We start from the raw sequence: 18,837 nt of genomic DNA, 5'->3' as shown, positions 1-18,837 counted from the left end.
TCGCTTGAGATATCAGAGAAATTTTTCTCTCGAAATGTAACATCAACTGCTTATGATAATATTTTATTTCAGCTTATGACCATTTGTCCACTTTGGCTCGATGACTTTGGTACAAAATCATCTAACTATGATTTGCTAAGTACTGGTTTTTTCTGTGGTTAAATTATATACACAGTTATTGCATGTATTGTCAAACGATGACATGGATAAGGTTTTATTATCATCAATTATTGATTATGTCAAAGTGAAAGGAATGAAGTGCATTATTGAAGGAGTAGAGAATTATTTTTTACTATCCATTTCAAAAGGCACGAATGCTACTGCTGCGCAAGGCTATTTGTGGTCTGGTGATTATGATCTTTATGATATGGCACGTAGGAAGTTACTTTAGAGAAATTAAAAGCATAACTAAATGCGGATGGTGTAATTAATGTATTAGGGGAGAGTTTGGATATCCAATATATGGCCACTCCCGTTTTTGCAACACTGATTTTTGACGATATCATTGGCTTGCTTAAAGGGGTTCTACGCCAGAACCGCCGAAATTTCCGTCACCCCAGTTTCAGCCCGGCGACCAGCATATCCAAGTCAATAATTTCATTGGAGCTCTGGAAGGTATAATGGCCGTTCAGCAAAATGTTATTCATAAATCTGAACCCAGCGTCCCAGATGATTTGTGGAAGGATATCCCAGTTCCATGACGACAACGGAGGCTTTCTTACCATACTGGTAATAGAGTTCGACGGCTCGGATACGATCCTCGGATGAATGCATAAATTAACTGCTGAAGGTGCAGGAATTTGTCCGCACCTTCCTCTGACTAAACAAACCCGCTGAAATGTTAAAAGCCGGGGAGTGGTTGCCCCCCGGCTTTAGTGACGTTTCGGTCACGCTCAGAAGAACATGCGGATCAGTTCAAGAAAGACGATTAACGCCTTCAGAACGATGATTGCTTTATTGATTAAAGCGCCCATCTGGAATAAAGACACCGTTGCTTGCTCTTACACTGCCTGTCACAACGGCTTCTCTTCGTCTTGTCAGTTATAGTTACCAAATTAATGCAACAGAAACGAAAAACTCACTGTCTATATATGATTAGATGAGTTGGATGATCTAAGCCCCCCGTTATCAATGGCGAAAGGTTAACTTATATTTTTCTTAACGCAATTGATGAATGGTTTTAATTTTTCCAAGTCTTTTTTAGGTATTTCTTTTTGCGATTTATCTGTTATGCTAAGTGTTCTTGTGTTTTTTTGCCCTCTTGTTATATCATACTTATCTGTGACGACATAACTATGATTATCAGGAATGAGTTTAGAGCACGAAAAAACATTGGTAGAAGAATGCACAAAGCTCGCGTATAGAAATAGAAACACATTGAGTGATCTAATTAACCTTTTCATTCTTACATCCTTTTAAATATTTAGTTAAAAGATATAATATTGATTTCTTTCTCAGGTTAGAGTGAATTCGTTTGGTTTGATAATCATTAAGCGTAATATTGAGTAACTAATTATATGTATTTATGTCAAGCTATTAGCCTTCTAAAGCTTTTGTCAAATTTAAGATAATCCACCTGTAGACTCAGAAGCAGGCTTATGGCTAAGGTTTTGAAATCATGTGTGTGTTGATTAATGAATACAAAAATAAACACTTCCCTATTGAAGCCCCTGACCCGATTGAAGTTATTAAGTTCAGGATGGAACAGCAGGGGCTGACGGTAAAAGATCTTGAGCTGGCAATCGGGAAATCTAACCGGGTCTATGAGGGGTCAGTTTGGATATCGAAAATTATTGTACGTTAAGGTTGTTTTTTGACCTTCCTACTTTAGCTGGCTTCAGCCCACGAAACTTACCAGAAGCCGGTATCCGGTTGTCTTCCCGCGCCGTCAGGCTGGAGCCGGAAGACCTGAAGTCCCTTTCTCTCCCCTGTATTCTCCACTGGAACATGAATCATTTCTTTGTGCTTCATAAGGTTCGTGGGAGCCGGCTGGTTATACATGATCCCGATAAGGGGAAGGTGACAATCTCCCTGCCGGACGCAGAGAAACACTTCACTGGCGTCGCGCTGGAGCTGATGCCAGCCAGCGATTTCACGGCTAGAGATGAAAGAAAGAAAATTCGTCTTCGCCAGCTGACAGGCAAAACACCCAGCCTGCTGGCGGCAATGTCCCGCATCAGCGTTTTCGCCTTGGCGCTGGAGATACTGACATTAGGAAGTCCTCTTCTCCACCAACTGGTGATCGATGAGGTCCTGGTTGCCGCCGATCGAAGCCTGCTGAGCGTTATCATCATTGCCTTGTTGCTGCTGTCACTGACCCAAATGTTGCTGTCGCTGGCTCGCCAGTGGGCTAGTATTACGCTGTCCGTCAATTTTAATATGCAGTGGACAGCCCGGGTGTTCCATCATCTGGTCCGTCTCCCTCTGGCCTAGTTTGATGGGAGTATTAATGCCCGTTTTGAGGCGGTAGATACGATACAGCAGACGCTGGACGGAAAGGCGGACGCCCATATAAGATGACACCCGCTAAATTGCGACTCAGCTATTGATCTTGACAAGAAAAAGCTACCTAAAGGATTCGCCAGCGATAACTATTTCGCAGGAGAAATGGAAAATCTCACCTTTGCGCGAAATGTGTTCGTCAAATCACACGTAGTAAAATATGTCAATTTCTGGCCGTGCGAATGGAACAACGACCACAATTATATGGGGCGGCTGTTTGAGTTTGCCAGTGCCAACAATATTGGACTTGGTGGCTCGGATGTCGTCCCCAACCGCAAGGCACAAATGGAGAACTCATATCCGTTCTTCAATAAACACAAAAGCAAGCTGGATCTCATTGCTATGGCAGTACAGGAACCGACCTTGACTTACAGGAACCCTAATACGGGTAAGCCATTTAGCAAGGATGAGTTTGTACAATTCGCAGAAGATTATCTTGGTGCGGATATCATCTTCTGGAGCACGGCGTCTCCCTGGTTGACTAAGAAATAGGTAATAGTCGCGAGATCATGTTGTAGGGTCTTTTCTGGATAAAATCGCGGCAGCAGTTGGACAACAGCACTAATAACGAGCGTAAGTTATTGTGCAGACTGGTTCGAATGTTGTCGCCTTTGCACTGCGGAAATTTCTGGGATTCCAGCCTAGAACCCCATATAACTGAAGAACATCCCCCTAAGCGTCAGCAGCAAGCTGCCGCCGTCAAAGCCCCGGAAATCACGCCCTTTACGTCGCAAGCGCCGTAAAACCCACTCACCGGGGTTAAAAAGGTATTACCTTAACTTCTTCAGTGCTGTAAGCTGGTTAAGGCTAATGAGGACAGGAGATGGACAGGCAGTATTTTATAGTCCGGTAGCCTGCTCTCCCGGGCTTACGGCGCCATTTAGCTTCACAGACACATACAGCTTCATCTGGCGCCTCTATGCCGCTGAAGCGGCATTCAGAAGCTTCTCGATGTCGTTAGTGATTTCAGATTCAAACGTCTGCTTTGTTTCAGAAGCGGAGGTGACTTTGGTCACAGTGCGTTTTGTTTATGACACGACAGCGTTGAATGCTCTTTTCGCTGATTTGCCTGAGCAGAGTGCAATACCGCAGATAATCAGTAGCGCGCTAACCAGATGATATAAATGTAATGGCTCACTGAGAAACATCACGCTGAATAAACCACCACTCAGCGGGATGAAATGGGAAAACACTTCTCCACGCGTCGCGCCAATCGCCTGAATGCCTTTATTCCACAACAAATACGAGAGCCACGACGGAAAAATAATCAGGTACAGCAGACCAATAACCAAACCGCTGTGACTAAATTCGGCAAGCGCCGGAATACCATTTTTTGCCATAGAGAAAATCAATATTGGAAGAAGCACTACAGCACCAATCATTGAGCTAACAGCCACAAACGCATTCCCCACTACTTCACGAGGTTTAAGACGCAGAAACGCGCAATATAATGCCCAACTTGCTGCCGAGCCCATCGTCCACAGATCGCCACGATTGAGATGCTTTAGGGTATCTAGGTGCCATAAATCCCCCTGCATCACCAGCCAGACCACACCGAAAGAACTGATAATAACCCCGGCGATATTCTGAGCTGTTATTTTTTCTTTGAAAATGGTTTTATTGATCAATAAAACCAATGCCGGAGTCGTAGATAAATAAATGGCAGCATTAAGCGATGATGTATATTGCAAGCCAATGTACAGGGTCAGTGGAAATAATACCTGGCCAAACAAAGCCAGGAAAATGATTATGTGAAAAGAGCGCTGCATAGCGTTCCATTGCCCACGAATCTGCCTGTAGTAGAGAGCTACAAGCAATATGGAAGTGAATATCCAGCGAGCAGAAGATAATAGAACAGGGTCAACAAGACTGACTAAAAGATGTCCTACCACATAATTTCCGCCCCAAAAGCACGCGGCGATAGTGAGTAATAAATAAGGCATAACTACAACCCTCAATAATACGATTTTGTTCCCCGGAACATTACCGCGAAGAAAATGGAGATGCTAATATAAAGTTTTGCTCAGATGGAATCGTTTTAAACTATGAAATTTACCCTCAGGCAACTTGAATTTTACATCGCATTAGCAGAGACATTGCAAGTTTCTAAAGCTGCCAGTCGTTGTCACGTTTCGCAGTCTTCCATGACAGTCGCGTTACGGAATCTGGAAGAAGCACTTAATGCGCAGCTCTTTCTGCGTCAGCCAAAAGGGATCCGGCTCACTTTGGCAGGGGAGCGCTTTCTGACGCATGCCCGCACGATCATCAGCAACAGCTACATTGCCCTGGAGGATTTGCATCGCCAACCGGAAACGACTGCCGGAAAAGTGCGGATAGGGATAGCTCAGACGCTCTCGGCATACCTACTACCGGAGATGCTTAGTGACATTGAAAACCGTTTTCCCTTACTGGAAATCGACTATTTCGAAGCCACGGCACCTGACCTGCTGACCGCTCTGCGCCAGCAGCAGGTTGATTTTTGTCTACTGCTCACTTCGAACATTGAGCGCGACAGCAACCTTGGGGTCGAAACCATTATTCGATCGCTGCGCCAGTTGTGGATCGCCCCGGGACATGCTTTGCTGAGTCAGTCTGTTATCCGTCTACAGGATATCGAGACGCTGCCCTTTTTGATGCTCGAAACCGACCAGTATCCCACGGTGATCACCCAACTCTGGCAGCACGCTGGCTATCAGCCCAGCATCCACTTCCGCAGTAACTCCTTTGAAGCTGTTCGCAGCCTCGTCGCCCAAGGTAACGGTATCACCATCTTATCCGATCTGGTCTACCGCCCCTGGTCGCTAAATGGTCAACGAGTCATTCGCCGGACGATTGAGGACTGTATCACCTACATGGACGTCGGCGTGGTCACCAACAACGGACAACAGCTGTCAGTTCCGGCTCAGCGATTAAGGGATTTTCTACGTACGCTGATTGTGAGACTTGAGGGTAAGAGCTAAGTGCGTTGTTACAAATCAGTTCAGGGAAACTAAAGTGAGCATAGCAACTGTCTTTAGCGCCCGTTTACGAAGCATGTTGGTGATACATTGGATCCCATACTTCATTCCTTTTCAGCATTGCGTTCAGGATGGTCAACAATTTTCTGATGCAGGCTGTCAGTGCAACTTTTTTGGGTTTTCCTGCGGCAACCAGGCGTGTATAGAACTCTTTAATTATCGGGTTGTGCCTCGTCCCAACCAGGGCTGACATATAGAGCGCTGTACGGACTGAAGCTCGCCCTCCGAATACTGTTCGGCGACCGCGCATCGTACCGGAATCCCTGTTTACTGGAGCAACCCCAATAAGGGCGCTAATTTCTCGTCGTGACAGTGAGCCAAGTTCCGGAACTTCTGCCAGTAGCACGGCGACTGTCGCAGTTCCAATGCCTTTAACTGCGTTCAGAAGCTCGGATAATTCACAGAAATGCTCCTTGATGTGAATCGCCATTTCACTTTCAATACGCGCCAACTCGCCCTTTAGAGCCGAAATAATTGATCTAATGCTTGCATGGCTCAGAGGATGCGAGGGATGTAATCGGTTTCGTTCGGCTGTAAGCTGTCTGCGTCTGACCACCATCGCAGCCAGAATCTGCCTGTGGGCATCAGGCAAGGGACTAATGTATTTTTCCCGCTCCGGGTGCTGGTTAATAACTTCCGACATCTGAAGCAATACTCTGGCATCTATACGATCAGTCTTCGCCAGATAGCCCATTGCACGGGCAAAATCTCGAGCCTGACGGGGGTTAATGACGACAACGTCAAAGCCTTCTGATTGAAGATAACAAGCCACACCTGACTCCAGCCCTCCTGTTGCTTCCATGAGGATCAATCTTGTCTCATTTCTCTTTAATTCTCCGATAATTTGAGTAAACCCGTCAGTTCCATTTGGTACAGCGAGCTGGCTGGCAATATTGCTGATTGCAATATCCAGAGTACCTTTTGAAACATCTATGCCTGCACAACGTTGATTTGACACGCTCATCTATACCCCTCCTTGCAAATACGATTTGAAGTTCGGACAACTGTTCGGGCTTCAGATGAACGGCTCAGCCTGTGCGTCAATCGCTATGCTACGGGCTTCAATAACCCCGGGAGGAATCGGACTACACACACCTTGCCAAATCTAAGCCAGTTCATAGTAATCCACTTTCGAGATACAAGGAGGAGCGTATGGGCAATCACTTGGAATGTACATTCACCGTTTTTAAACTGAACACAGACATCGTGCTTTTTATCTGCCCAGTCCAGACCAACATGCGCAGCAAATTGATTAGTCGCAGTCATCACCAACTCCTTTTTATCGGGGATTGGTATGCATTCCACGCTCTTCGAAAGAAATATAGCCAGCAGTTTATCTGCATGCCCTGAGTATTCGTTAGCGAACGTGGAACACCCACTGGCTCGAAAGAAAAGCAGCGATCATCACGTGATTCTCGCTCAATATTCGTAACCAGTAAGCGCATACCCTGAATCACTTAAAAGTGTAATTCTCAGGGTGCGAATGACTATACTTCGCTCAAAGCGGACCTTATGACCTGGTTTTCTGTCCGCACCGTGCCAGCAGCGGACGTTGCAAAACTGATGGGGAATTAGTTAGCAATGGGCATGTTAGCGAGGAGTTTAACAAGACGTTTTCTCACTTCCTTATAACCGTTGCTTTCATAAAACTTATGCGCTCTGACTCTTCTTTCACTGCTTGAAAGCTCAATCTGAGAACATCCCTTATCAAGGGCGAGTCGCTCAGAGGCGATGAGAAGTTTCCGACCGATTCCCGCCCCTCGCGACGATTCATCTATGACCAGAGCTGAAATTAATGCCCATAAGCCGTCTTCATGAACAGGCGTGATAAAATTCACCACAATAACCCCGTAGAGTTCCTTTTCTGATTCAGCAACTAGGATACTAAGATTGGTATTCATCTGATTAATATGTTGTTTTAAGCGTTCAGCATCTGTCTGATAGCCCAATTGTAAAAAAAGTTTGTTTAAAGACGGTATATCTTTTAATTCGGGTGCCCTAATTAAGATCATTGCCATTACCTTCTGCAGAAGAGTTGAGTAAAAATATCCAAATTTCGCTAAAGTTGCTAGGACAGATCGTCGCTCAACACAGACGTTCTGGCACTGTTGCAAAGTTAGCGATGAGGCAGCCTTTTGTCTTATTCAAAGGCCTTACATTTCAAAAACTCTGCTTACCAGGCGCATTTCGCCCAGGGGATCACCATAATAAAATGCTGAGGCCTGGCCTTTGCGTAGTGCACGCATCACCTCAATACCTTTGATGGTGGCGTAAGCCGTCTTCATGGATTTAAATCCCAGCGTGGCGCCGATTATCCGTTTCAGTTTGCCATGATCGCATTCAATCACGTTGTTCCGGTACTTAATCTGTCGGTGTTCAACGTCAGACGGGCACCGGCCTTCGCGTTTGAGCAGAGCAAGCGCGCGACCATAGGCGGGCGCTTTATCCGTGTTGATGAATCGCGGGATCTGCCACTTCTTCACGTTGTTGAGGATTTTACCCAGAAACCGGTATGCAGCTTTGCTGTTACGACGGGAGGAGAGATAAAAATCGACAGTGCGGCCCCGGCTGTCGACGGCCCGGTACAGATACGCCCAGCGGCCATTGACCTTCACGTAGGTTTCATCCATGTGCCACGGGCAAAGATCGGAAGGGTTACGCCAGTACCAGCGCAGCCGTTTTTCCATTTCAGGCGCATAACGCTGAACCCAGCGGTAAATCGTGGAGTGATCGACATTCACTCCGCGTTCAGCCAGCATCTCCTGCAGCTCACGGTAACTGATGCCGTATTTGCAGTACCAGCGTACGGCCCACAGAATGATGTCACGCTGAAAATGCCGGCCTTTGAATGGGTTCATGTGCAGCTCCATCAGCAAAAGGGGATGATAAGTTTATCACCACCGACTATTTGCAACAGTGCCGTTTACTCATATATACTTTAGATTGATTTAAAACTTCATTTTTAATTTAAAAGGATCTAGGTGAAGATCCTTTTTGATAATCTCATGACCAAAATCCCTTAACGTGAGTTTTCGTTCCACTGAGCGTCAGACCCCGTATAGTGTTTTGCAGTTTAGAGGAGATATCGCGATGCATACGCGGAAGGCAATAACGGAGGCGCTTCAAAAACTCGGAGTCCAAACCGGTGACCTCTTGATGGTGCATGCCTCACTTAAAGCGATTGGTCCGGTCGAAGGAGGAGCGGAGACGGTCGTTGCCGCGTTACGCTCCGCGGTTGGGCCGACTGGCACTGTGATGGGATACGCGTCGTGGGACCGATCACCCTACGAGGAGACTCTGAATGGCGCTCGGCTGGATGACGAAGCCCGCCGTACCTGGCTGCCGTTCGATCCCGCAACAGCCGGGACTTACCGTGGGTTCGGCCTGCTGAATCAATTTCTGGTTCAAGCCCCCGGCGCGCGGCGCAGCGCGCACCCCGATGCATCGATGGTCGCGGTTGGTCCGCTGGCTGAAACGCTGACGGAGCCTCACGAACTCGGTCACGCCTTGGGGGAAGGATCGCCCGTCGAGCGGTTCGTTCGCCTTGGCGGGAAGGCCCTGCTGTTGGGTGCGCCGCTAAACTCCGTTACCGCATTGCACTACGCCGAGGCGGTTGCCGATATCCCCAACAAACGGTGGGTGACGTATGAGATGCCGATGCTTGGAAGAGACGGTGAAGTCGCCTGGAAAACGGCATCGGATTACGATTCAAACGGCATTCTCGATTGCTTTGCTATCGAAGGAAAGCCGGATGCGGTTGAAACTATAGCAAATGCTTACGTGAAGCTCGGTCGCCATCGAGAAGGTGTCGTGGGCTTTGCTCAGTGCTACCTGTTCGACGCGCAGGACATCGTGACGTTCGGCGTCACCTATCTTGAGAAGCATTTCGGAACCACTCCGATCGTGCCTCCGCACGAGGCCGTCGAGCGCTCTTGCGAGCCTTCAGGTTAGAGGCCGTCGACAATGATAATCTGGATCAACGGACCTTTCGGCGCCGGAAAGACGACGCTCGCTAAGCGGCTGCGCGATCGGCGTTCCAAATCGCTGATCTTTGACCCCGAGGAAATCGGGTTCGTGGTGAAAGAAACGGTCCCCATGCCAGCGAGCGGAGACTATCAGGATCTCCCCTTGTGGAGGGGACTTACGATCGCGGCGGTCAGGGAGATTCGAAGGAATTACTCGCAGGACATCATCATCCCAATGACGCTCGTGCACCCGGACTATCTGACTGAGATACTCGACGGGGTAAGGCGGATCGACGATCAGCTGCTGCACATCTTTCTGACGCTCAACGAGGACCTATTGCGTCACCGGATCGCGAACCAGACCATGCATCCTGACCCGAATCGAAATGCGGAGATTCGAGAGTGGCGATTAGCGAATGTCGCCCGATGCTTGGCCGCAAGGGAACGGCTTCCATGCACAACCCGTGTTCTCGATAGTGGTGCACACACCAGCGATGAACTCGCAGCGATGGTGCTCGACGGAATCGATGGGCGCACCTGATCGCCTTCGACGCCTGCGCAAAGCGTAGCGCGAGGGTGGCGGGCTCACGACCAAACGCCCAGAGGTCGATCATCGCAGGGATGTTTGGCTTTGTGGTGCGGACGACGGGACTCGAACCCGTACTCTCACAGAGAAGCAGATTTTCGTACCACCTCGACTTTCGCCGCCGTCTGATGACGTTCGTGGTCTGGACTGTCCCTTCGCCATTGCCCGAAGGCTTTAGGCGCCGCCCGTCCAGTCTCTACACCTTCCCCCGAAGGGGCTTGGCTCGGGATTGGCTTAGGGTATTGCCCGTTAGCGTTCCCCGACTTTGAGCGGTTCTACTCCGCGGATTTCCCCGCGGGCACTCCAATTTTAAAGTCTGCTGCGTCTACCGATTTCGCCACGTCCGCCTTTTTTCGCCGTTCCTAGCGCTCGTGCGATGCACCTATGTTGCACCTAGCGCCGAATCGTTCTTCGTCATCCTGAAAAACCACGTCTCCTAAAGCCTTGCATAGCTTATCTTTTCTCCACCACGAACTTTTTTGTGGGATGGTAGAAAAAAAGACTTTTTAAGTCCGCTGGCTTGCCAGGCCTTGTTAGCTTGTACGGTCATGGTTATCGGGTAAAGAATATTGACGGCATCGCTGGTGTCGGTGGCTGAAAAGCCGGCTCCCATCAGGGCAATAGCCATTTCAGATGCAGGCGTACAGGGCAATGGTCAACAGCTACAGCCTGTCTGACGATTCCGGCGTCATGGCTGCGGCGGCTATCACGCATTTTTTGTTCGGTCAGGCGGTGTTTTCGTACCTCAATGGTTGGAGCGTGTTGATCGGACCTGGTACAGGTTTGGACAGCACGGGCTGCAAATACGCAAGGGATTTAATGGGCCTGGTGGCGTTCACGGCTTTTATCGTGACGTTTCTGTTCAGGGGCTACTCATAATCTCGTGGCTCGGCGGTTCCCGGCACACCATGACAGTAAGGAAGGACCCTGTGTCTCAACTCTCCCAGCTTCGAAGCCCCGCCGCCGTGCAGGCTGCCATCGATGAGTTCGTGCAACTGGGCCGCACGAAATTCCTGGCGCGCCACGGCTACGGCAAGTCCCGCGACTTCCTGGTACGTGATCCGAAGACCGGCACCGATTGCGATTCCAAGGCCATCGCCGGTGTGGCCTTCGGCAAGCAATTTCCCGAGCAGGGCCCGCTCACTGCTGACAGCTTCTCCGGTGGCGAGACGACCGTCGTTCCGGCGCTGACGCGGCTCGGGTTTCGCATCATTCGCATCGGCGAAGACTGGTCCGAAGAAGAGGTCCTGGCCACGGTCGAAGACTATTTCGACATGCTGCGTGCCGAGGCGGCTGGGGAGCCGTACCACAAGTCCGAGCACAACCAGGCACTGCGCCAACTGCTGAACGGTCGCAGCAAGTCTTCAGTCGAGCTCAAGCACCAGAACATTAGCGCCGTACTCGATGCCCTGGGCCTGCCCTATATCAACGGCTACAAGCCACGCGGCAACAGCCAACTGCTGCTGCGTAAATCCGTACACGCCTACGTTCTGGAACATCAGCAGACGGTCGGCGCTCTTGTCGATGCCCTGGAGGAGGTAAAACTTCCGGGTGACAAAACCTACCGAGCGGCTTTGGTAGAACCACCCGCCCGTGAAGTGCTTGTGCGTACCCCGGCATCTCTACGGCAACGCCTACCGCGAAAGTTCGATTATGCCGCTCGCGATGAAGCCAACCGCAAGCTGGGCCGGGCAGGGGAGCAGTGGGTGATTGGCTACGAACAGCAACGCCTGACCGAGCTCGGCCACCCAGAGCTTTTTCAGCGGCTGGATTGGGTGTCCGACACCCAGGGAGACGGTGCGGGGTTCGACATCCTGTCGTTCGAAGAGGACGCCCATGAGCGCTTCATCGAGGTGAAAACCACCAATGGCGGGGTAGGCTCGTCTTTCTTGGTCAGCCACAACGAACTCGAATTCTCCAAGGAGGCGGGCGATCAATTCCATCTGTATCGCGTGTTCCAGTTTCGGGACGGTCCGCGCCTGTTCACGCTACCCGGCGACCTCAGCCAACATGTGCATCTCAAGCCGACGGACTACCGGGCGAGTTTCCGGAGTTTGGTGGGGTAAAGGCAGGGTTCTGTTGAGCCGAATGGCTGTGTGCGGCCGATTCTGTTGAAAAAGTAGCGGCCTCCCCATGCCGTTGGCAAAATTGCTTTGTCAGCGAGCGTGGGGGCGAACAGCATGATGGGACAGTTACCGGGAGGACAGCAGCGCCTGTTCTACTCGTTCAATCTGGAAGATCACGTCCCGGCCCAACATCTCCTGCGCAGCATCGACCAGTGCTTGGATCTCAGTGATCTACGTGCCTACCTGGCAGATTTCTATAGCCCCATCGGGCGTCCCTCGATTGACCCGGAGTTGATGGTGCGCATGCTGGTCGTCGGCTACTGCTATGGCATTCGTTCCGAGCGGCGATTGTGCGAAGAGGTGCACCTGAACCTGGCCTATCGCTGGTTCTGCCGGTTGGGTCTGGAAGACGAAGTCCCCAATCACTCGACCTTCTCGAAGAATCGCCATGGGCGTTTTCGTGACAGCGATCTATTCCGCTGGTTATTCAATGAGGTGCTGCGGCGCTGCATGGCAGCCGGCCTAGTCAAGGGTGAAGGTTTCGCCGTCGACGCCAGCATCATTAAGGCGGATGCCAGCCGGCAACGTGGGGTGGCGGGAGATGAGGTCGATTGGAACGATCCAAAGCTCAGCAGCCGCGCAGTGCGCGAGTACCTCGAAGCCCTTGATGAAGAGGCGCTGGCTGAGGCTCTTCCCAAGAAAATTTCGCTCACTGATCCTCAGTCCCGTTGGACAGCAGCGCCAGGTGGCCCGGCCTTTTTTGCCTACTCCACGAATTACCTGATCGACACTGAGCACGGTGTGATCATGGACGTGGAAGCTACCCCGGCGCACCGTACCGCCGAAGTCGATTCGACTAGGACGATGGTCGAGCGTGTCGAGGCGCAGTTCGATCTCACACCGGAACGCCTTATCGGCGATACCGCTTATGGCACCGCCCCGATGCTGGCCTGGATGGTCGAAGAAAAGGACATCGAACCGCATGTGCCGGTGTGGGACAAGACCGAGCGCAAGGACGACAGCCTCTCCAGTAACGACTTTCACTGGAGTCAGGACGCCAATGAATATCGCTGCCCAGCCGGCAAACCGCTACGCAGTGAATGGCGCGCCTTCACCCAGCAAAGGTCGCGGGTAACTAAGGCCAAAACCGTCATTTACCGCTCCAGCCAAACCGACTGCGCCACCTGCCCGTTGAAAGCGAAATGCTGCCCCAACACGCCGAATCGGAAGATCGTCCGCAGCATCCATGAGGCTGCCCGCGACGTGGCTCGACGCATCGCCAAGACACCGGAGTACCTCGTCTCTCGCTGCGAACGAAAGAAGGTGGAGATGCTTTTCGCCCACCTCAAACGGATCATGAAACTCGACCGTTTACGACTGCGTGGCCTAACGGGTGCCACTGACGAATTCACCTTGGCTGCGATGGTGCAGAACCTGCGCCGCATGGCCAAGCTTTTGCCTCAAGGGCCACCGCTGACGGGATAGGTATGCCTGCTACGAGCAGAAACCCTCAAATTAACCCTTAAACCTGAGCAAGGACGCTCAGTGAAACGCCGGAAGGCAACTTGAAGTGGCTTGCAGCCACTTCGACAGCAGGCACACCTGATCGGCAGGCTGCCGCTAAAGCTACTTTTTCAACAGAATCGGCCGATTTGTGCCGGTCGTCAAGGACCGCTTCGGATCACTCTCAACCGGATCGCGGGCCAGCTGATTTGCTAAAACCCGCGCCAAACTCAACGAAGGATTTCGCATGATCCGTTTTTTTTGGCGATCACGCTCGGCCTGATGGTTGGCTGCTCGTCGAGTTCAAGTTCGATCTGATCAGTGAGCGGTAGCGCAAGTGGATCGCCTCAGCCAAGCAGCGTTGTTGCCGGCGGCCGGAAGAAAGCCTTGAACTAGTAGCGGAAAGGATGAAACTTTATTTTTACGATTCTCAGCATTTTCCAAGGTTGAGCGAAAATTAGGATGATACTTTAATGATTCCGGCCTCCATCCCCACAAAACGCTTGCAGATGGCAGAATTGAAATAAGTCATTGTTTTAAATGGATTTTTGCAGGAATTGCTACGTTGCAGGGTCCTGTAGTTAGGATGACACTTTATTTTCCTCCCACAGGCCTCGTGATACGCCTATTTTTATAGGTTAATGTCATGATAATAATGGTTTCTTAGACGTCAGGTGGCACTTTTCGGGGAAATGTGCGCGGAACCCCTATTTGTTTATTTTTCTAAATACATTCAAATATGTATCCGCTCATGAGACAATAACCCTGGTAAATGCTTCAATAATATTGAAAAAGGAAGAGTATGAGTATTCAACATTTTCGTGTCGCCCTTATTCCCTTTTTTGCGGCATTTTGCCTTCCTGTTTTTGCTCACCCAGAAACGCTGGTGAAAGTAAAAGATGCTGAAGATCAGTTGGGTGCACGAGTGGGTTACATCGAACTGGATCTCAACAGCGGTAAGATCCTTGAGAGTTTTCGCCCCGAAGAACGTTTTCCAATGATGAGCACTTTTAAAGTTCTGCTATGTGGTGCGGTATTATCCCGTGTTGACGCCGGGCAAGAGCAACTCGGTCGCCGCATACACTATTCTCAGAATGACTTGGTTGAGTACTCACCAGTCACAGAAAAGCATCTTACGGATGGCATGACAGTAAGAGAATTATGCAGTGCTGCCATAACCATGAGTGATAACACTGCTGCCAACTTACTTCTGACAACGATCGGAGGACCGAAGGAGCTAACCGCTTTTTTGCACAACATGGGGGATCATGTAACTCGCCTTGATCGTTGGGAACCGGAGCTGAATGAAGCCATACCAAACGACGAGCGTGACACCACGATGCCTGCAGCAATGGCAACAACGTTGCGCAAACTATTAACTGGCGAACTACTTACTCTAGCTTCCCGGCAACAATTAATAGACTGGATGGAGGCGGATAAAGTTGCAGGACCACTTCTGCGCTCGGCCCTTCCGGCTGGCTGGTTTATTGCTGATAAATCTGGAGCCGGTGAGCGTGGGTCTCGCGGTATCATTGCAGCACTGGGGCCAGATGGTAAGCCCTCCCGTATCGTAGTTATCTACACGACGGGGAGTCAGGCAACTATGGATGAACGAAATAGACAGATCGCTGAGATAGGTGCCTCACTGATTAAGCATTGGTAACTGTCAGACCAAGTTTACTCATATATACTTTAGATTGATTTAAAACTTCATTTTTAATTTAAAAGGATCTAGGTGAAGATCCTTTTTGATAATCTCATGACCAAAATCCCTTAACGTGAGTTTTCGTTCCACTGAGCGTCAGACCCCTATATGCATGATCCGCCTGTTATGTTCAATAGTTATGATCGTTCTGACGTTTTCTGCCAGCGCGGATGTCAGCGGCAGGGTTGTGCGCGTGCTGGATGGAGATACCGTTGAGATTCTTGAAACAGGGAACAGAGTGACCCGTGTTCGTCTGGCCGGCATTGATGCACCCGAAAAGAGCCAGCCCTTTGGCCAGCGCTCCCGTCAGGCTCTTTCATCGATGGTGGCGCAGCGAACCGTAACCGTCACGGGAGGAGATACGGATCGTTATGGACGGCTATTGGGTACGGTGTGGCTTGACGCTAAGGACGTGAATGCCGAACAGATCCGTAAGGGACTGGCCTGGGCGTACCGATATCACGGAAAACCCATCAAACCTGACTACGCTGCCCTCGAAGACGAAGCCAGACGTCTGGCAATCGGACTCTGGTCAGCCCCCGACCAGACAGAACCCTGGCGTTGGCGGAAGCAACATCAGGGATAAGGCTCTCTCAATGACGCCCTGAATCCGAACGTTGCCGACAGCAGGGGAAACCGATTACCTGTGCCTGTGTGAAAATGCCTGCATCCTGTGCTACGAGTTCTCACGATGCCAGGCGGCCGATTTGACTGCCAGTGCCAGTGCGCGTCCTTCTCCTTTCTTTTCCTGTTATACATAGCAACACGCAGATATATATTGACGGAAATAAAATGCACTTAAGTTAAAACTAATGGACATATCAGAACATAACCTATAAATTTATATATGTGCAGTAGAAACAAGTCTAATTAAATATATATCATTAACAATTTCCTCAGGAGTTCTAAAATGAATAAGAAGAGTGACAGAACCTTTCCTAAACCATTTTATTTTGCAGTCCTGTATGTAATAACGTTTTCCTTTTCTTACGCATGTTTATCTGAAATTCAACTAATTGTGTCAAATAATAATTCGCAAATTGATGCGGTGTGGCCATTAAACTGGATTACAGATCCGAACCAACGCATCTATGGTGCAGCTTTTTTAGGAGTGCTTATCTGCTGGGTTATTAATATTGTTTTCAACAAAGTTATTTTTACAAAGTATAAGAATTCGAGAAAACAATCCATCTGAAGCCCATACCTTTTAGGGATGGCGGACGCTTGTTCGCCACCTGAGCTATGCCACACGTTGTACTCCCTCAAAACCCTATCCCAAACTTTCCCTCGTTCAGCGCGTAGTTCTTTTCCTCATCATCCAGTACTCTGAGAGGAACTTTGTTTAGTTTGCACATGATACCCCCCATTTTGGTGGTTTGAACGTAAGATTACGGGTATTGATACCTTATTCAACTATTACTTTTATCCAGCTATTTGATACATAGTCGATACCGTTAATAATATCCACTGCATCGGTATCACATATTACTGTAGTTGTCCCGTAAAAAACACTAACCCATAAATATCACCCCTGAATATTTACGCTACAAACAGCTATTACTTTGTTGTCTTGTTGACGAGGTCTTTTGTACACATGCTGTCGAACGCTAAAATTTATGCTCAACGGAAATTTCGGCAGTTCCAGCGGCTACCGGTATAAACGGAGAATAATTATGCCGCGTGGCGGCATAAAGGCGCCAACAGATGTTAAATATTACACTGAAAGTGAGTGGCGCCGTTGCCCGGCGTAGCCGGTTACAGTTCTGATAGGTTCCACCAATCCATCCCTTCCCCCTGTTAAGCCATAATCCGCAAACAGGCTGTACAGAAAGCTATGTGCGCCGTCGGAGTGGTCACGACAAGGCTTAGCCGCAGTCGGGGCGTATCTCCGCGTTAGCGGGCCGTTAGGACCGCTTACGGGCGTGTTATCCTGGACCTGTCGACAGTATAAATTAAAGCGGCTCAGAATCTAGTTACAACATCCATCATTAAAAGCGATGTCTTCCGGCCCTTTGGGCCGGGTGGCGGCGCTTTTCAGTGGTGAGTTTGTGTGAGGAGTTGAAGATTTGGAAGGTCAGTTACCAGATGTTGGCAGTTTATAAAGTTTTGCACCCTGCCCGCCATTTTTGGCGGGAGCTACTTTAAGGCGCAAAGCGCCTGAACCGAACCGGCGCGGACAGCGTCCGCTGCAAGGGCGGGCGTTATACACATGTCCACAGGACAGGTGCTGAATAGGTTTTATTTTTAAAAGTAAGTAATAACTGAAGTTTAAAAGAAAGAAGATCGGGTGTTTAAAAGGATCATCGTAGTTTGTAAAAAAACCATTTAGTGGTTTGAACGATATCCTTCCAGTGGATTGAAGCAATACCCTCTTGTAGTTTGTGTGGATAAGTAGAAGAACAACGAAAAGCGGCGAAACATTGGGCGATCGGTCACAGAAATGTGTGACCAACAAAGGTCGGATTTTGTTTAAGTTTATTCACTCTGAGAGCTACCGGACGAGTTTGTCATTCAGAGACATAAAACAGGGACTCGAATAGGTGAAAACGGCAATACAAGCTGGAAAGCAGGCAGGCGTATACCGGCACCAGGGCACCAGGTCATATAGATTGTGTATTAGCAGGCGTTAAGTTGTGACGAGCAAGGCATCACCGAGTCGAGCATAATGGCCACGCGAGAGCTTCATTCGCTCAGTGACCCGACGTTCTATCTCGTCGCGCACCGAATCAAGAGTACCGAAGAAGCGGCCCTTACTGATTTCTTTCTGGAGCTGCAGACGAACCAGTTGCTCAATCTCTTTACGCGTTCGGGGAGCATCCTTACGCGCCCTGTGCCGTTTCATGCCGTGTTCATAACGTGACTTATGATACTGTCGGAAGCGTTCACGCACGAATGACCAGGCCGCACTGATAAGTTCATCAGCACCGGCGCGGGGTAGCCCTTTCTTCTCACGCTGCTTGTTCTCCCACTCGATACGGCTGCGACGGGCTGCAGCAACGGCTTCCTCAGACACCCCCAGTACCTGCCACATCAGAGGCGTGAAAGTTATGTCTGTGGGGATATTGCAGCCAATTTCTTTGTCGTATTCGGTGTTATAGGTAATGAGATTGAGCTGAGCGAGAAACTTCAGAGCCCCCGTCAGGCGGGTGATCGACAGACGTTTTTTTTCCGTGGCCAGCCCGCAGCGAATGCTCATGGTAGTAAGCGATGAACCAACGCGATTAGCCAGGGGATTAAAATAATGGCACATTGCCTGAACAGCTGCTTCCAGAGCCCGTATGCGCAACACTGGAGGGCGCTTTTTGCGCTCACCACGGGCGATCAGCATAGCAACCAGAGCCTGAAACTCTGCACGCTGAGTGAAGCCAACAGCTTTCTCGCGAATTTTTTCACAGAATGGCAGAGTTTTCTTTCCCTTTTCAGGAATGAACACTGGATTCGGATTTTTTACCTGGCGGTAAAGTGTAGTAGCTTCAGAATTCTGCTTACTCAC

Annotated in this window: 18 protein-coding genes and 3 pseudogenes; 13 read left to right on the top strand and 8 right to left on the bottom strand. The window is 49.7% G+C overall.

Annotated features, from left to right (window positions below; all coding sequences use genetic code 11):
* Positions 1 to 154: 154 nt before the first annotated feature.
* On the top strand, positions 155 to 391 hold the full coding sequence (locus JQN59_RS25725; RefSeq protein ID WP_172436302.1) for an EAL domain-containing protein: 237 nt from the start codon (positions 155 to 157) through the stop codon (positions 389 to 391).
* A gap of 248 nt (positions 392 to 639) precedes the next feature.
* Here JQN59_RS25725 and JQN59_RS27115 read toward each other — a convergent pair whose 3' ends face one another.
* On the bottom strand, positions 640 to 774 hold the full coding sequence (locus tag JQN59_RS27115) for a hypothetical protein (protein ID WP_269447257.1): 135 nt from the start codon (positions 772 to 774) through the stop codon (positions 640 to 642).
* 119 nt (positions 775 to 893) lie between these two features.
* A complete protein-coding gene (gene dinQ / locus JQN59_RS27305; RefSeq protein WP_350445702.1) occupies positions 894 to 974 on the bottom strand; it encodes a damage-inducible type I toxin DinQ in 81 nt (26 codons plus the stop codon).
* A gap of 635 nt (positions 975 to 1,609) precedes the next feature.
* Between dinQ and JQN59_RS27110 the strand changes: the two are divergent.
* The 3 pseudogenes from JQN59_RS27110 to JQN59_RS25715 all read left to right on the top strand — a co-directional run.
* Positions 1,610 to 1,768 (top strand): annotated as a pseudogene (locus tag JQN59_RS27110) (helix-turn-helix domain-containing protein); the annotation flags it as partial.
* A 92-nt stretch (positions 1,769 to 1,860) separates the two neighbouring features.
* A pseudogene (locus JQN59_RS25720) lies at positions 1,861 to 2,430 on the top strand (cysteine peptidase family C39 domain-containing protein); the annotation flags it as partial.
* Between the two features lie 105 nt (positions 2,431 to 2,535).
* Positions 2,536 to 2,994 (top strand): annotated as a pseudogene (locus JQN59_RS25715) (hypothetical protein); the annotation flags it as partial.
* 536 nt (positions 2,995 to 3,530) lie between these two features.
* Here the strand turns inward: JQN59_RS25715 and JQN59_RS25710 are convergent.
* Positions 3,531 to 4,445, bottom strand: coding sequence for a DMT family transporter (locus JQN59_RS25710; RefSeq protein ID WP_099531307.1), 915 nt, complete (start codon positions 4,443 to 4,445; stop codon positions 3,531 to 3,533).
* A 102-nt stretch (positions 4,446 to 4,547) separates the two neighbouring features.
* On the opposite strand from JQN59_RS25710, the gene JQN59_RS25705 reads away from it, so the two are divergent.
* On the top strand, positions 4,548 to 5,462 hold the full coding sequence (locus JQN59_RS25705) for a LysR family transcriptional regulator (RefSeq protein WP_099531303.1): 915 nt from the start codon (positions 4,548 to 4,550) through the stop codon (positions 5,460 to 5,462).
* 64 nt (positions 5,463 to 5,526) lie between these two features.
* Here the strand turns inward: JQN59_RS25705 and JQN59_RS25700 are convergent, their stop codons facing one another.
* The 3 genes from JQN59_RS25700 to JQN59_RS25690 form a co-directional block, all read right to left on the bottom strand.
* Entirely contained in the window at positions 5,527 to 6,483 is a 957-nt protein-coding gene (locus tag JQN59_RS25700) for an IS110 family transposase (protein ID WP_099531301.1), read from the bottom strand.
* Between the two features lie 607 nt (positions 6,484 to 7,090).
* On the bottom strand, positions 7,091 to 7,531 hold the full coding sequence (locus JQN59_RS25695) for a GNAT family N-acetyltransferase (RefSeq protein ID WP_099531297.1): 441 nt from the start codon (positions 7,529 to 7,531) through the stop codon (positions 7,091 to 7,093).
* Between the two features lie 141 nt (positions 7,532 to 7,672).
* Positions 7,673 to 8,377, bottom strand: a complete 705-nt coding sequence (locus tag JQN59_RS25690; RefSeq protein WP_001067855.1) for an IS6-like element IS26 family transposase — start codon at positions 8,375 to 8,377, stop codon at positions 7,673 to 7,675.
* Between the two features lie 232 nt (positions 8,378 to 8,609).
* Between JQN59_RS25690 and aac(3)-IId the strand changes: the two genes are divergently transcribed.
* Entirely contained in the window at positions 8,610 to 9,470 is an 861-nt protein-coding gene (aac(3)-IId, locus tag JQN59_RS25685) for an aminoglycoside N-acetyltransferase AAC(3)-IId (protein WP_000557454.1), read from the top strand.
* Positions 9,471 to 9,482: 12 nt separating this feature from the next.
* Positions 9,483 to 10,025 (top strand): AAA family ATPase, encoded by a 543-nt coding sequence (locus JQN59_RS25680; RefSeq protein WP_000587837.1) that lies wholly within the window; start codon positions 9,483 to 9,485, stop codon positions 10,023 to 10,025.
* 481 nt (positions 10,026 to 10,506) lie between these two features.
* Here the strand turns inward: JQN59_RS25680 and JQN59_RS25675 are convergent, their stop codons facing one another.
* Entirely contained in the window at positions 10,507 to 10,698 is a 192-nt protein-coding gene (locus tag JQN59_RS25675) for a hypothetical protein (RefSeq protein WP_000951934.1), read from the bottom strand.
* Positions 10,699 to 10,721: 23 nt separating this feature from the next.
* Between JQN59_RS25675 and JQN59_RS25670 the strand changes: the two genes are divergently transcribed.
* The 6 genes from JQN59_RS25670 to JQN59_RS25645 all read left to right on the top strand — a co-directional run bounded on the left by JQN59_RS25670 (position 10,722) and on the right by JQN59_RS25645 (position 16,539).
* Positions 10,722 to 10,949: a hypothetical protein gene (locus JQN59_RS25670; protein WP_000248278.1), complete on the top strand. Its 228-nt coding sequence runs from the start codon at positions 10,722 to 10,724 to the stop codon at positions 10,947 to 10,949.
* A 50-nt stretch (positions 10,950 to 10,999) separates the two neighbouring features.
* Positions 11,000 to 12,136, top strand: coding sequence for a DUF3883 domain-containing protein (locus JQN59_RS25665; protein ID WP_000080861.1), 1,137 nt, complete (start codon positions 11,000 to 11,002; stop codon positions 12,134 to 12,136).
* A 114-nt stretch (positions 12,137 to 12,250) separates the two neighbouring features.
* Complete coding sequence (locus JQN59_RS25660) at positions 12,251 to 13,621, top strand: IS1182-like element ISCfr1 family transposase (protein WP_000971921.1); 1,371 nt, start codon at positions 12,251 to 12,253, stop codon at positions 13,619 to 13,621.
* 820 nt (positions 13,622 to 14,441) lie between these two features.
* A complete protein-coding gene (locus JQN59_RS25655; protein ID WP_000027057.1) occupies positions 14,442 to 15,302 on the top strand; it encodes a broad-spectrum class A beta-lactamase TEM-1 in 861 nt (286 codons plus the stop codon).
* 181 nt (positions 15,303 to 15,483) lie between these two features.
* The gene (locus tag JQN59_RS25650) at positions 15,484 to 15,930 is read left to right on the top strand and encodes a thermonuclease family protein (RefSeq protein ID WP_238784824.1); all 447 of its coding nucleotides are present in this window, start codon (positions 15,484 to 15,486) and stop codon (positions 15,928 to 15,930) included.
* Between the two features lie 324 nt (positions 15,931 to 16,254).
* Complete coding sequence (locus JQN59_RS25645) at positions 16,255 to 16,539, top strand: hypothetical protein (RefSeq protein ID WP_053389728.1); 285 nt, start codon at positions 16,255 to 16,257, stop codon at positions 16,537 to 16,539.
* A gap of 1,431 nt (positions 16,540 to 17,970) precedes the next feature.
* On the opposite strand, the gene repA is transcribed toward JQN59_RS25645, so the two are convergent.
* The gene (gene repA / locus JQN59_RS25640) at positions 17,971 to 18,837 is read right to left on the bottom strand and encodes a plasmid replication initiator RepA (RefSeq protein WP_087879578.1); all 867 of its coding nucleotides are present in this window, start codon (positions 18,835 to 18,837) and stop codon (positions 17,971 to 17,973) included.

It is taken from the genome of Citrobacter sp. B72, from assembly GCF_016894305.1.
GTDB classification, from domain to species: Bacteria; Pseudomonadota; Gammaproteobacteria; order Enterobacterales; family Enterobacteriaceae; genus Citrobacter; species Citrobacter portucalensis.
Note: the sequence above shows the minus strand (reverse complement) of the source record. Positions and strands in the feature narration are given on the sequence as shown.